The sequence below is a fragment of the Flavobacterium sp. KACC 22758 genome (genome assembly GCF_028736135.1).
In the GTDB taxonomy this organism is placed as follows: domain Bacteria; phylum Bacteroidota; class Bacteroidia; order Flavobacteriales; family Flavobacteriaceae; genus Flavobacterium; species Flavobacterium johnsoniae.
The window spans coordinates 5,329,480-5,344,802 of sequence record NZ_CP117878.1; the positions used below are offsets into that span (position 1 = coordinate 5,329,480).

Here is a 15,323-nt window from a genome sequence, read left to right on the forward strand (position 1 = left end):
AAATACAGTTAATATTACTTTTATGTTTGTGGTTTTAATTATTGCTTGATTAAATTCAGCATTACAACATCATTTTCATTGATTTTGAATTCTCTGCTGAAAGTTCCTTTTCCGTCAATTGTAATTTTTTCTGTCGAAATAGGCGCACCGTTATTTTTCTCTTTTATTAAATTTACCTGTTCACGTGTTAACTGACTTGGTTTATTCATCGCCAGATAATCTGCGTAAGCGTCATTTACTTTGTAACCCACTTTGTAAATTTCTAAAAGATATTTTCCTTTCTGCATTCCGTCAATCTCCAGTTTTACATTTCCTTTTTCTTTTGATGGAAGATCTTTTATATAATACGTTTGATTCAACTCTTTATCGCCGGGATGTGTATTGGTAAAATCCCACAATAAAACCTGAACATCTCCTTTTGCATTTTTAGAAGTCCAAGAAGCTTTATCTGAATTTAGAAGTTCTGTTTCTCCTAATTTATTCAATAAATAATAAGAGAAATAAGCCGGTTTTTTGATTCCCTGCGTATTCAATAATCCGAAACCGCCGTGGAAAGGTGTAAATCTTGGTCCTGGTTCTTCAAAAATATCGGTAAAAACCCAATATGACATAGAGTTTGCCGCATTACCAACTTGTTTTAATTTCTGTAGAATATAAGCTGCCGAATGATAACTATCGTGAATTGGATCTGCCGGCGTGTAAGATGAACTCCATTCTGTATAATGCAGTTCTAAATTAGGTTTAGCTGAATTGGTAATCTGCTTACGCGAATTAATAACATCTCCGTTTACACTATTTACGTCTGGACTCAAAACTGTTCCAGAAGTTCCGAATTCGTCCAAATATCCTTGGTTTACACCATAGGTATGTGTCGAAATAAAATCTAATGGTACATTATTTTTAGCACAAAAATCAATTGTTTCCGGAACCCATGCTGCGCCTGCCGTTGCTGGTCCGCCAACTTTATAGGCAGGATTTACGGCTTTTACGCCACGAGCTGCGTAATCGTATAATTTAAAATAATCTGCCTGCGTTCCTGTCCAGAAACCTGGTGATAAGTTAGGCTCATTCCAAACTTCAAAATACCATGTTTTTACTTCTTCATCTCCGTAACGTGCCGCAAAATGCTGGGTTAAATTTCGAACTAAATCTTCCCATTTTTTATAATCTTTTGGAGGCGTTACATTGCCGCGCCACCAAAAAATAGTTTCTTTTCCGCTTGCCAATGCATTCGGCATAAAACCTAATTCTACAAACGGTTTCATTTTCAGACTAACAATATAATCGAACAGAACGTCTACATATTGGTAATTGTATTCTGGATTTCCTTTTTCGTCTTCGCGATAAACGGCCATATCATCAGACAATAAACCATGAAAACGGATGTATTTAAAATCGCATTCTTTTTTTACCAATGCCAATTGTTGCTGCCAGTCGGCACGAAGACCTTCATTTGCTCTTCCGGCTCCAATGCATTCCTTGAACATGGTGTTTAATTTTCCTGCTTCTTTTTTATAATCAACTTTTATGATTCGATTTTCAGCATTATTGTTTTGTCCAATAATTTGGATTGAATGAATTAAAACCAATACTATTAAAATTCTTTTCATCTGAAAATGTGTTGTGTTATTAAACCCGACAGGTTTTTAAAACCTGTCGGGTTTGAGAAATTAATAATTATAGCTTTTTAAATCTAACAGCTCCACCGCCAGCTCCGCCTAATTTCAACTGTAATTTATCTGAAGCTTTTACTGTTTTCTTAGAAATTGCTACGGCTTCTGGATTGTGTGTTTGATCTATTCCTTCGGCATCAACATAAATTTGTGCTTCGTAAGCTGCATTTGGATCAAGGAATGATAATGAAACTTCTACGTTTCTTGGTTTCTCATTTGTTAAAGTTCCTAAATACCAATCGGCACTATTTCTGTCTTTTCTTGCTGTTGTAATATATTCACCAATTTTTCCTTCTAAGATTTTAGTGTCTTCCCAATCTGTTGGAACATCTTTTAAGAATTGTAAAGCTGGTTTTCCTTCGTAATTTTCTGGAAGATCGGCTAACATTTGAATTGGAGAATAAATTGTAACATACAATGCCAATTGCTGTCCAACTGTTCCCTGAATTCTTTTTCCCGGATAACCTTGTTTTACCTCAACATCAAAAATTCCAGGTGTAAAATCCATTGGGCCAGAAAGTAATCTTGTAAACGGAATTATGCTTAAGTGGTTTGGCGGATTTCCTTCGCTCCAAGCGTTATATTCTTGCCCGCGCGCTGCTTCTCTTGAAACCATATTTGGAAAAGTTCTTCTTTCTCCCGTATCTTTTATTGATTCGTGGTATAAAACTGCTAAATCATATTGTGCTGCTTTTTCTAAAATATATCTGAAATAATTTACTCCAAACTGCCCGAAATGCATTTGTTTCATATTTAATTTAGAACCTACGTGACCGATTTTTACGGTATGAATTCCAAGTTTTTTGTATAAAGCAAAACCTTCGTCAACTTCTTTTAAGTAGTTAATTAAGTTGGAACCTGTTTCGTGGTATCCGATTAATTCGATGTTCTTTTTCTTTCCGTATTCAACCACTTTTTCAAGATCGAAATTGTCTGCATTTTTTGTAAAACTAAACATGTGCATACGGTTTTCATACCAACCCGGAGTCCAGCCTTTGTTCCAGCCTTCGATCAATAAATGATGGAAACCTTCTTTTGCTGTAAAATCAATATATTCTTCGGCGTGTTTGGTTGTTGCGCCTTGTTTGTCGCTTTCCCAAAAAGTATATTTCCCAATGTGCATTCCCCACCAGATTCCTAAATATTTATACGGTTTGAAATAGCTGTTTGTGTTTTTTAATTTGTTTGGTTCGTTAAGATTTAAAACCAAATAAGAAGTAATCAATTCACCCGGATTTTCTCCAATTTGAAGTGTTCTCCAAGAAGAAGTGAAAGTATCTTTTACACGAACTTTTATTCCATCTGCCCAAGGCACTAAATCAGATTTTAGTTCTGTTCCTTTTGTGTTTACCAAAGTCATACTTGCAAAATCGATCAAGTTTGCTTCGTGAAAACTTAACGCTAATCCGTTTTTGCTTTCAATTGTTAACGGAGTTAAAACCGTATCTAATGTACTTACTGGAGCATCTTTAAAAAGATATTCGTCACGGTTTTCTCTGTTTGCAGGAATCCACCACGCTTTTCCATCTTCTTTTAAGTTGAAAGTTGTTTTTTCATCCATGATGAAAATACTGTCTTTTACATTTTGTTTCGGATAAACATATCTAAAAGCTACTCCGTCATCGAAAGCACGAAACTGAATTTGTAATTTTCTTTTGTTTCCAGTTTTCTGTTGTAAATCAACTACTAATTGGTTGTAGTGATTTCTAATATTTTTCTTTTCTCCCCAAACCTGTTCCCAAGTTTCGTCAAACGTAGAAGTTTTAGCTCCTTTTATTTCAAAATTTGAACTTAGGTCTTCGTTTCCTTTTAATACAAATCCCATATCTGACGGAGAAATTACTTCTGTCTTTCCGTGAGAAACGGCATATTTTGGAGCATTTTTTACCAGCTCAAATTTGATTGTATTCTTTCCGTTTGGCGATGCCAATTCGTAAGCGCTTTTCGTTTTTTGACTGTAGCCTATTGCTATCGAAAACAATACGGCAGGGAGAACTAGATAGTTTTTCATGTTTTTTGGTATTATATTTTTTTTGCCACTCCCGATAGCTATCGGGATAAAAGGATTAGAAAGGATTTTTTCTTCATGTTTTTTTCACGCAGTCCCGATAGCTATCGGGAGCAGATTTTATTTTAATCTTTTTAATCCTTTAATCTGTGGCTATATTTTTTCGCCACGAATTGCACAAATTTTCACCAATTTAATTCGTGGAAATTCGTGCAATTAGTGGCTAACTTTTTTACTTTGCCCACTCGGTTTTAAAAGTGGTTTTTCCGTTTAACGGATTTGCAACTACATCGAAATTGTTTCCGTTTTTGTTCACTTTTATTTCTTGTACTGCATCTCCTTCTGGTAAAAATACTTTAGCTGTTGCCGAAGTGGTTTTGTCGCTTGCATAAACTTTCAATGTCAATTTGCTCCAATCCATATCTTTTGTAGACTGCGCTAAACCGATATGTGGAATTGCAGTTCCGTCTTTTACCAAAACTACGATTGGCACTTCGCCCGCTTTAATTTTATGCCAGCCAGATTGATATACTTTTTTAGTTTGGTAATCGATCCAAGTGCCTTCTGGAAGGTAAACGTCTCTTTCTTCAACCTCTTCAAAAAGTGGTGCGACCAACATGCTTGAACCAAATAGATATTGATTATCCACTAACCAAGCCCCTGGATCGTTTGGATATTCTACAAAAAGAGCACGCATCATTGGCAAACCTTTTTGAGAACTTTCTTTCGCTTGTGCGAAGATATAAGGCATTAATTCGTAACGCATATTATCAGCTTTTCTAAATCCTTCTAAGAATTCTTTGCTGTACAACCAAGGTTCGCGAGGCGGTTCTCCGTGGCTTCTTACGTGTGAAGTAAACATTCCGAATGGTGTCCATCTTCTGTAAATATTTTCAGGAGATTTTGTAGCAAATCCTCCAACGTCATGACTCCAGAAACTGAATCCGCTTAATCCTAATGAAAGTCCGCCGCGTAATTCTGCCGACATTGCTCCGTTTGAAGTTTCAGAATCTCCTCCCCAATGTAAAGGGTAACGCTGTGATCCAGCCCAAGTACTTCTTGCCCAGATTAAAGTATATCCTTTTTCTTTCTGAGTAATTTCTGCAACCGCTTTGTTATATCTTAATGGGTATAAGTTATGCTCATAGAAACCTGTTCTACCAGAATGGTAAATTCCATCTGGCGGTGCTGCTTCTCCAAAATCTACTTTGAAAACCGCAACGCCTTCGTCAAATAACTTTTTCAATTTTCCTTGGTACCAAGAAATCGTTTCTGGGTTTGAGAAATCTAAAACGGCGTCTTCGTATGGAAGATTTCCTTTTCTATCTCTTACCGCCAAGTTTTTATCCATAATTTCAGGGAACAAAGTGTTCTTTGGTGTGAAATAAGGCAACTGCCAAAGACAAACTTGGAAACCGTCTTTCTTTAAATCAGACATCATTTTTGTCGCATCTGGGAAACGAGATTTTGCAAACTCGTAGTTGTTTCTCCAATCTACATCAAACCAACCTGTATCAAAGTGAATAACATCTGTTGGTATTTTGTATTTACGTAAATCTCTTGCTACTTCTCTTCCTTCATTTTCAGAGAAATAGGTAATACGGCTCATCCAGAAACCAAATGACCAAAGTGGTGGCATTGCTGCTTTTCCAGTCAAATTCGTGTATTGATCTAAAATATCTTTTGGTTCTCCGATAAAGAAAAACAAATCGGCTTCGTCGTCTCCAATGTACATTTCGTTGGCACTTGAGAAATACTTTCCGAAGTCAACTGTAATTGGTGTGGAATGATGCATGAAAACTCCGTAACCACGGCTACTCATGTAAAACGGAATTGGTTTATACATGGTTTCATTTTGGATTCCGTTAGCGTCATCTGTCCATAAAACTACTTTTTGTCCGCGTTTGTTGAATTGTGTGAATGATTCACCGCAACCAAATATTTTTTCGTCTGGTTCTAAACTAAAAGCCGCTCCCATACTTCTAGAATAATCGCTGTTTCTGCGAACATAAGAAAATGGAAGTGTCGGCGTATAAGTATTTTTAAAGTCAGTATCGTGAAGTGTGCTTGTCAGCAATTTTCCTTTTTCATCGTAGATTTTTACGTGCCATGGTTTCGTTAAAATTTCAACTCTTCCGTGTTTACTTGTATAACTATGACCGCCTTCGATTTTAGCATATTTCCATAATTCTGGGTGATTTGGCGCAACGCCGTCAACCAGCATTAGAGATGCTGCCTGCGGATGAAACTGCGGTCCAGAAGTCGTTTTGATTCTAACTGTTCGATCTGAAACAAACTGAATTTCGAATGGCAAAACAGGAGATTCTGCATATTCTGTTGTTGGAAATTCGTTTGCTTTTTCAACATCCGGTTTCATCATCATGTTGTTGAAAGCCTGACGTGTTTTATAATTGTATCGCAGATATTTGATCGTTCCTTTTCCTGTTGCAGGATCAAAAGAAGCCAATTCGTCTGCAAAATAAAAAGTGTTCAGATAGTTCTGAAAATCTTTGCTTATATCTATTGGTGCATTTAATACGTCTGCATTTTGGATTTGAGCATTAGCATTTGGAACTGCCAAAAATCCAAACATAAGAGCAGAAAATAATGCGGTTAGTTTTGAGTTTTTCATGAGTTAGTTTTATTCTTTATATATCTTAAAATCTTTTAAACACATAGAATCATAGCTCATCGGAGTCTTTAAAAAGGCGTTTCACTTGTTTAAACCAACATAGCTATGTGTTAGAAACTAGTTTCTTTTAATTTTCTTTTTCACAAACAAAAAATCTATGATTCTATGTGTTTAAAATTTAATGTATTATAATTATCATTCAGCTGTAATTACAATTGTTGATTGTTTCAATCCATTTGCTTTTGCGGTTAATTCTAATCTTCCTGATTTATCTCCAGACTGAACTATTATCAGACATTTTCCAGCCAAGGCCGTATGTTTATTTCCTTTGTATGATTCGTGGCTAACTGGATCTCCGCTGCAAACGCCTACGATTTTTCCGTTCCCTTTTAAAGAGAAATTAATTTCGTTATTCGCATTTGGTGCAATCGTTCCTTTATCATCTAAAATATCAACTGTGATAAATGACAAATCGTTTTTATCAGCTTTAATTGTACTTCTGTCCGCAGTCAGTTTTAATTGAGAAGGATTTCCAGCCGTTTTAATTTCTTTTTCTAAAACCACTTTTCCGTCTTTGCGAGAAACGGCTTTTAAAGTTCCAGCTTCAAAAGGAATTCTCCACATTACGTGTAAATCGTCTCCTTTTTTACTTCTTTTTCCAACCGATTTTCCGTTTACGAAAAGTTCAACCTCATCGGCTTTGTTGTAATAGGCCCAAACATCAACAGTTTGTCCTGGTTTCCAGTTCCAATGCGGAAAAATGTGCAAAACGGTTTTGTCTGTCCATTCGCTTTGGTACATATAATAAACGTCTTTCGGGAAACCGGCTAAATCAACAATTCCGAAATACGAACTTACCGCTGGCCATTCGTATGGAGTTGGTTCTCCGATGTAATCGAAGCCTGTCCAAACGTACATTCCTGCCAAGAAATCATGTTTTTTGATGATTTTCCAAGTCGCTTCATGAGTTGAGCCCCAAGGTGTCTGCACCTGATCGTAAGCCGAAACCGTATTTCCAGGATTTCCTCCTTCAAATTTTTTATCCCAACTAACCGGCCATTTTTTGATGGTGTCTGAAACCGCATCGTAATATCCTCTTGTTTGTAAACCAGAAGTAGTTTCGGTTGCAATAAAAGGTGTATTTGGAAAGTTCTTTAGATGATGTTCAAAAGTTTGATGCGCATAATTGTATCCGATTAAATCTAAAACTCCAGATCCTGCAAGCGGATTAATCGATACCTCTTTTTTCTCAAATTGTAAAGTTACGGCATCAATATTCATGTTTACTGGCGGATTCATTCCTGCAGTTAACGGACGAGTTTTGTCATATTGACGTGTAATTGCGGCCAATTCTTTCGCAATTTCAACACCTTTTTCACTCCATTGTTCTGGAATTTCATTTCCGATACTCCACATAAAAATACTCGCATGATTTCGGTCGCGCAACAATTGATCGATTAGATCTTGTTTGTGCCATTTGTCCCAATCGTTTCCGTAATCGTATTTGGTTTTGGTCTGTTTCCACATATCAAAAGCTTCATCCATAACAATGAAACCCATTTTATCGCAGAGTTCTAAAAGCTCTGGAGCAGGCGGATTATGAGAAGTTCTGATTCCGTTTACGCCCATTTCTTTCAGAATCTCCAACTGACGTTCGATGGCACGCGTGTTGATTGCAGACCCTAACGGACCTAAATCGTGGTGCATACAAACACCTTTTATTTTGACTTGTTTTCCATTCAAAATAAAACCTTTGTTTAAATCGAATTTAAAATCTCTGATTCCGAAAGTGGTTTTGTATTGATCGATGATTTTATCGTCAAGCGAAATTTCGGTAACTGCTGTGTACAATTCCGGTTTTTCATCTGACCATAAAATCGGATTTTCAACTTCCGCCGATTGATTCAGAGTTTGATTTTCGTTGGCGTTGATTGTTATATCTTGAGTAACCGATGCTACTTTTTTGTCTTCCTTAAAAATAGTGGTCGTTACTGTGGCTTTTTTACCTTCTTTGTATTGATTTTTTATTGTGGTTTCAATACTTACAGAAGCTTTTTCAGCTGTAACTTTTGGAGTTGTAATATACGTTCCCCATTGTCCCACATGAAGTTTATCTGTAGTTTCGATCCAGACATTTCTAAAAATTCCTGAACCTGAATACCAGCGTGAATTTGGTTGTTTTGAATTGTCAACCTTTACAATTATTTCGTTGTTTTTGTCTCCGTAATTTAAGTACGGCGTAATTTCATATTGAAAACCAATATATCCGTTTGGACGTTTTCCTAAATAATGTCCGTTTATCCAGACTTCGCTGTTTTTATAAACGCCGTCAAAAGTAATTGAAGTAACTTTTGTGCTGTCTTCTGCAGCTACTTTGAATGTTTTTTTGTACCAGCCCAAACCTCCGTTAAGCGATCCTCCGCCATAACCGCCAGGACTTTTTTCATCAAATTTTCCTTCGATACTCCAATCGTGCGGAACGTCTAAAGTTCTCCATTTTGTTCTCGCTCCAATAGTATCTTTATCTGCAATACTGTCGTTAAGATGGAAGCTCCAATCTGCATTAAAAGAAACTTTTCGGTTACTAAATTTTTGATCTGTTGACGATTTGCATGCTGTCAATAAAAGAAAGCCTGCAAATAGTAATCCTAGTTTTTTATATGAAGTTAGCTGCAACATTGTTTTATAAATTTTAATAACCTGGAAGCAGTTTTTAACGCTGCTTCCAAGTTATTAGTAAATTAAAAAATCTTTCTGAATTTTTAAGGAATTATGTAGTGGAACACAAACCATTCATTTTTACCTGCATCATAAGATGTTCCAAACCAAATACCTTTAGTGCCGAAATCGCTGTTATATGCTTTTACTACTTTAATCACATTGGTTGTTGGGTTCATCCAGCTTGACGGGTTTTGAATTAATGTTTCTGACCCTAAATTGATTTCGTTGGTTTCTGCATTAATAGTAAACAATCCAGAAGTTACCACACCATTTTGGCTTCTTGTATAATTCTGTTTACCTCCGTATTGGTCAAAACGTATCCAAGAATTATTTGCAACAGCTGTCCAGTCAGGATTCCATCCCCAGTCAGAAGAACTTCCCGGTCCTGTTGTCCATCCAATACCAGCTGCTAACCAATCTACAGGATTTCCTGCTGCATCTAGAGCCCAGATTCTTCCTGCACCAACACCTCCAGTAAGCATTTTTAACAATTCACCTGAAGCAAAAGTTGGATTAAAACCTTCATCAACAACAGGTTCAGTTACTATAGGCACATAATTATCTGCATATTCTTTAGAAACAAAGTTCCAGATATACCACCATGCACCCTCACTGTTGGTTCTCATGATAGCAATTCTTAACTGGTTATCTGTCAGTTTTAACACTTTGATATTTGATGTCCAATTACTTGCATTTGCAATATAGTTGTCAGGTCTTAGAATTGTTGCTCCATTTGTTGTTAAGGTATGAGCATTAATATCTAAGAAATAAGATCCGTTTTCTATTGTTGTTCCATCTGCTTCGTGAACAGTCATAAAAGGTCCTCCTTCAAGGCTGAAAGTCATATATCTTCCCCAGTGCATGTCTGCATCTGTACTTGAATTAGCATTTCCGGATGGTTCCCAGTTTGGACTAAAATTATCCCATTCAACAGTTCCGCTTGGGTCTGCATAAGACATTGCTCCTGGTGCTAAACCATATTTACCATTGTCGAATACCCATGATTTTTGTTTTCCAACTCCACCTGATAAAGCTGTCCAAAGAGGATCGTTTACATATTTTAAGTTATCTACTGAAACTGTTACTGTTACTGGGTCTAACTCTACAATTCCTCCATCAGTAACCGCAGAAATTTTTATCGTATAATTACCTTTAAAGGCATACTTTACTGTTTCAACCGCTTTGTTGGATTTTCCTGTTACATAATCCCATGTAAGAACAACTCCTGGTGTTGTGTTTTTCAATATTACAGTATTTCCTCCCGGGTCTGCTGCAAGGTCTTGAGTAATTTCAAAATGTATATCGGATTTATCCATCGGTTCATCCAAAGAGTATGTATCTGGAGAACAAGATGATATCAGCAATGCCGTTAACATCAAAAATGATGTCACTAATAATTTAATATTTTTCATTTCTTTGATTTTTTAGTTAGAATTACCAACCGGCATTTTGTTTTAAAACTCCTCCGGATAATGTGATCTGCGTATTCGGAATTTGAGTAAGCCCTTTTGTTTCCTGAATCTTAGCTGCCGTAATTGTTTTTGTTCCCGCAACTCCGCCGCTCAATAATGTCGTTGATTCTGCAATACTTGAAGAAGCTTTTCCGATACCTTGGCGTAATAAATCATAATATCTTATGCCTTCAAGAGCAAACTCTAAACGTCTCTCATTCATAATATTATCAATAGTTGCAGGCGATGATACAAAATTATCTTTGTACGCTCTTTTTCTAACAGCATCAAAATAAGCCTGTGCATTACCGCTTCCTAATTCTGCTGCCATCAATAAAACATCTGAATATCTTAATACTACATAATCCTGAAACTGACTGATATCCCAAAACTGGCTTCCTAAAGTAATTGGAAGATCTACTCCGTTTTTGTCAACCATTGGTGAATATTTTTTGTTGTAATAACCTGTATATTCTCTCTGACTGTTCTTTTTATCAAATTTTATTTTTTCTTCGTCAATTCCAATTATACTAGCTGCACGTCTTGTATCTGTAGCACTGAAAGCATTCCATAATTTTGCATTTACGGTAACTCCCCAGCCGCGGCCATAAGGATAAGATGAAAATTCTCTCATTCCAAACATTACCATCCATTGGTTACCGTCTGTATTTCCGTTATAATCACTTGTGTAAGTATATTTTATAGAAAACACAAATTCTCTATTGGCTTCGCCTGCATATTTTTCTACTGAAGCTGCCGGCCATAAAGCCGCGAAATCATCTACTAAACCATGACCGCTTGAGGCTATAACATCTTCTAAATGAGCTAATGCCTGAGTTTTTGTAACTACACCAGCTAAATCATTTTTTGCATAATATCCTGTATAATACAGGTAAACACGTCCTAGTAAAGATTTTGCTGCCCATTTTGTAACGCGTCCGTTTGGTTTAACGTTATAAGCTTCTGTAGGCAGATTGGTTGAAGCAAATACCAAATCTTCAGCTATTAGTTTATAAATTTCTTCAGGTGTTGCCTGAGGAACATTTTCAGAAGAAGGTGCTGTCAATAAAGGCACGCTTCCCCATAAACGAGCCATTTCAAAATAAAGGTATGCTCTGATAAATTTAGTTTCAGACTCGTATGTATTTCTTAAAGCTGTATCTCCATCCCATTCAATCTGATCCATTTTAGATAACAGCATATTGCATCGGTAAATCGCTTTGTAATAAGCTACCCAATTGTTATTAAGTAAATCAACATCTCCAGGAGAGCGTGAAATATCAAACTCATCTATTGCTGCATAATTGTAGCCATCAGAATTTCCGGTTCCTCCAAAACAATCATCTGACATTACTTCACTTACTACCGGAACTCCAAGACCTGCTCCTCCTGTTGCCACTTGTAATCCGTCATAACAGCCCACTAATGCTACATAAGCATCATTTTTTGTTTTATAAAAGCTTGTATCTATTGGTGTTAACGGCTCAGTTTCTAAACTGCAAGAACCTAGAGACAATAAACCCAAAAAGAAAATATATAAATAGGTATTTTTCATTTTTTTATTATTAAAGTTTAACATTTAATCCCATCATGAATGTTCTTGGTCTTGGATAGTAACCCACATCAACCCCTGACGAAAACTTTTGATCATCATTTGAAGAACCAAATCCAATTTCAGGATCCATACCATTATATTTGGTAAAAGTGTACAGATTTAATACTGAGAAATAAACTCTAAATTGACTTGCAAAAAATGGTTTTGACTGTTTCATTTTTGCTAAATCAAATCCTAATGTTACGGTATTAATTCTTAAGAAATCTCCATTATGAATATACAGATCTGAAAACTGCGTAAAGTTTCGGTTGTCTTCTGTTACTCTTGGCATTGTGTTAGAAGAACCTTCACCATGCCAGCGATCTAATATTGCAGTAGTATAATTTCCATAAGCATTAGATTGGTTTCTGTAAGATTGTACGATTTGATTTCCTGCTACACCATTTGCCATTAATGAAAAATCAAAAGCTTTGTAATTTGCAGAAATAGAGAACCCGTATGTAAAATCAGGATTAGGATTTCCTATGCTTGTTTTATCTGTTGCATCAATTTTATCATCTCCGTTGGTGTTTACATAAATAATATCTCCGGGAGCTGCAGTAGGCTGTAATACTACACCGTTTGCAGATTTGTAATTGTCAATTTGTGCCTGATTCTGGAAAACTCCTCCTGTTTTATATCCCCAGAAATAACCTAACGGATATCCGTTTTGTGCTCTGTAGAATTCGCTTGAGTTATCATAAAGTTCGTTTGGCAGTCCGTGAATTATTCCGCCTTCTGCAGGTATCTGGCCAACAGTATTTTTATTGTAAGCACCATTTGCACTTACGCTGTAATTAAAATCACCAATTTTATTTTGATAACTTAAGCTTACCTCAACCCCTTTATTGACTACATCTCCACCATTAATAAAAGGAGCATCGGCACCGGCAGTTGCTAAAATTGGAGCAAGTATTAACCAGTCTTTGTTTGTTTTTTTATAAAAATCAACATTAAGATTTAAAGCGTTATTTAAAAATCTGGCATCAAAACCAAGGTCAATCTGCTCTGAAGTTTCCCATTTTAAATCTAAGTTAGACAATCTGTTTGGATATGCACCCGGAGTCAATACTCCTTCTTCATCTCCAAAAGAATAGTTTGTATTATTCACTTTTATTGGTGATAAGTATTGGAAAGCCCTTGCATTCTGATTTCCAACCTGTCCCCAGCTTGCTCTTAATTTAAGAAAGTTTAAAACTTTTGAGTCTTTCAAAAATTCTTCGTTTGATACAATCCATCCTCCTGAAACAGATGGGAAATACCCCCACTCATTTTCTTTAGAAAAAATTGAAGATCCGTCAACTCTAAAAGTTGCATTTAATAAATAAGTTTCTTTATAATTATAATTTAACCTTCCAAAATAAGACATTCTTTTAGTTTGCTGCTTAATTCCTTTAAAGGCAATTTTAGCCCCATCTTTATTGGTAGTGTTGTCTAACCAGGCATGTTCTAAATCATCAAAAAACGAATCTGCATTTGTAGCATCAATTGTAGTACCGTCAAAATTAATAGATGAAGTACCCACCATAGTTTCAAAATGATGATTGTCTGCAACATTAAACTTATAAGTCAATAAGTTATCCCAAGTAAGCGTTTTACCTTTGTTCATGTTTTGATTTACTTTATCAAAAGCAGTGTTTGCGTAGATAGACAAACGGTATATTGGTGTATAAGAATGTCCTTCACCAGCATAATAATCAAGTCCTAAAGTAGTCTTGAATGTCAGGTTTTTTATTGGCTCAATTTGCAAATAAACATTTCCAAGCAATTTTTGGTTATTGCTTTCATTCTGGTTGTTGTATACCATTAATGCATAAGGATTTGCCTGACCAGCCAGCCAAGGTTCGTTGTTTGGGCTGCTGTCGTAATAGTTGCCATTTGCATCGTACATTGGTAATAATGGAGATACCTGATATGCACTTCTTAAAGAGTTATTGTATTGATTTCCAACTCCAATACCGTTTTTGTTGATGTAAGCAAAGCTTAAGTTCTGACCGAAAGTAAGTACATCTTTGTATAATTTATGTTCTGAATTGAATCTAAAATTATAACGCTCATAGTTAGATAAATCTTTACCTCCTACAACTCCTTCCTGTCCTAAATAAGACAAAGATGAAGAGTAAACAGAAGTTTCTGAACCTCCCGATGCACCAAAAGAGAAATTTTTAGTAGCAGCATTATCAACCAGCATTTTGTCCATCCAGTTTGTTCCTGAACCCATACTGGCAATCTGAGCATTAGTAAAATATGGATTTTTTCCTGAATTTACTGCTGCTTCATTTAAAATAGTAGCGTATTCAGTTGCATCTAATAAATCTACTTTTCTGGCTACTGACTGCACACCATAATACTGATCGAAAGTAATTTGTCCTGCAGCACCTCTTTTCCCTTTTTTGGTTGTCACCAAGACAACTCCATTAGAAGCCTGAGAACCATAAATAGCGGCAGATGCAGCATCTTTTAAAACAGAAATCGATTCGATATCTGAGTTACTTAAATAAGAAATATCACTTGTAAGTATTCCATCTACCACGTATAACGGAGTACTTCCTGCTGTTGAACCTACACCTCTGATAACTACATTTAACCCTTCACCCGGTTGTCCCGAAGTAGAAGTAATCTGGATTCCGGCAGCTTGTCCCTGCAATGCCTGAAGCGCATTTGTAGTATTTGTTTTGGCAAGATTTTCACCACTTACCTGAGTTACAGCATTGGTTACTAAAGTTTTCTTTTGAGAACCGTACCCAATAACCACAACTTCTTTAAGTTCTGAAGTTTCTTCCTGTAAAGTAACACTAATTGTTTTTTGAGTTCCTACAGTTACTTTCTGAGTTTTAAATCCAATAAAAGTAAATACAAGTACGTCGCCTGTTTTTGCTTCTATTTTATAATTGCCATCAAAATCAGTGGCGGCACCAATTTTTGTTCCTTCTACTGCAACAGTGGCTCCCGGGATTCCCATTCCGTCAACAGCCGATGTTACATTTCCACTTACAGACTTGGATTGTGCCTGAGCATAACCCGTCTGTATCATAAATAAGCTAAACAACAGCGTCGTACAAAACGATAAAACTGTTGTTTTCATACAATCTTTGCTTTTCATAGTTAATAAGAGTTGGTTTAAATTTAAGTTAGTTACGGTTTTTATTGATTAAAGTGTAAGTTTCATAGAGAATGGTTTGTAGTGAAATCATCAAATTATTTAAAATACTTTCGACTGATTTTGTTAAGCATAAAATGGTTC

General features: G+C 36.1%; 7 protein-coding genes. All 7 read right to left on the bottom strand.

Annotated features, from left to right (window positions below):
* Nucleotides 1-38: 38 nt before the first annotated feature.
* On the bottom strand, nt 39-1,610 hold the full coding sequence (locus tag PQ462_RS22815; RefSeq protein ID WP_274251711.1) for a GH39 family glycosyl hydrolase: 1,572 nt from the start codon (nt 1,608-1,610) through the stop codon (nt 39-41).
* 67 nt (nt 1,611-1,677) lie between these two features.
* A complete protein-coding gene (locus PQ462_RS22820; protein ID WP_274251712.1) occupies nt 1,678-3,684 on the bottom strand; it encodes a glycoside hydrolase family 97 protein in 2,007 nt (668 codons plus the stop codon).
* A gap of 229 nt (nt 3,685-3,913) precedes the next feature.
* Nucleotides 3,914-6,313 carry a glycoside hydrolase family 31 protein gene (locus PQ462_RS22825; RefSeq protein ID WP_274251713.1) on the bottom strand — a complete coding sequence of 800 codons (2,400 nt, stop codon included), beginning with the start codon at nt 6,311-6,313 and terminating at the stop codon, nt 3,914-3,916.
* A gap of 195 nt (nt 6,314-6,508) precedes the next feature.
* On the bottom strand, nt 6,509-8,992 hold the full coding sequence (locus PQ462_RS22830; RefSeq protein ID WP_274251714.1) for a glycoside hydrolase family 2 TIM barrel-domain containing protein: 2,484 nt from the start codon (nt 8,990-8,992) through the stop codon (nt 6,509-6,511).
* Between the two features lie 83 nt (nt 8,993-9,075).
* The gene (locus PQ462_RS22835) at nt 9,076-10,446 is read right to left on the bottom strand and encodes a hypothetical protein (protein ID WP_274251715.1); all 1,371 of its coding nucleotides are present in this window, start codon (nt 10,444-10,446) and stop codon (nt 9,076-9,078) included.
* A gap of 22 nt (nt 10,447-10,468) precedes the next feature.
* Nucleotides 10,469-12,040: a RagB/SusD family nutrient uptake outer membrane protein gene (locus PQ462_RS22840; protein WP_274251716.1), complete on the bottom strand. Its 1,572-nt coding sequence runs from the start codon at nt 12,038-12,040 to the stop codon at nt 10,469-10,471.
* A 10-nt stretch (nt 12,041-12,050) separates the two neighbouring features.
* Nucleotides 12,051-15,164, bottom strand: coding sequence for a SusC/RagA family TonB-linked outer membrane protein (locus PQ462_RS22845; RefSeq protein ID WP_274251717.1), 3,114 nt, complete (start codon nt 15,162-15,164; stop codon nt 12,051-12,053).
* Between the last annotated feature and the right edge of the window lie 159 nt (nt 15,165-15,323).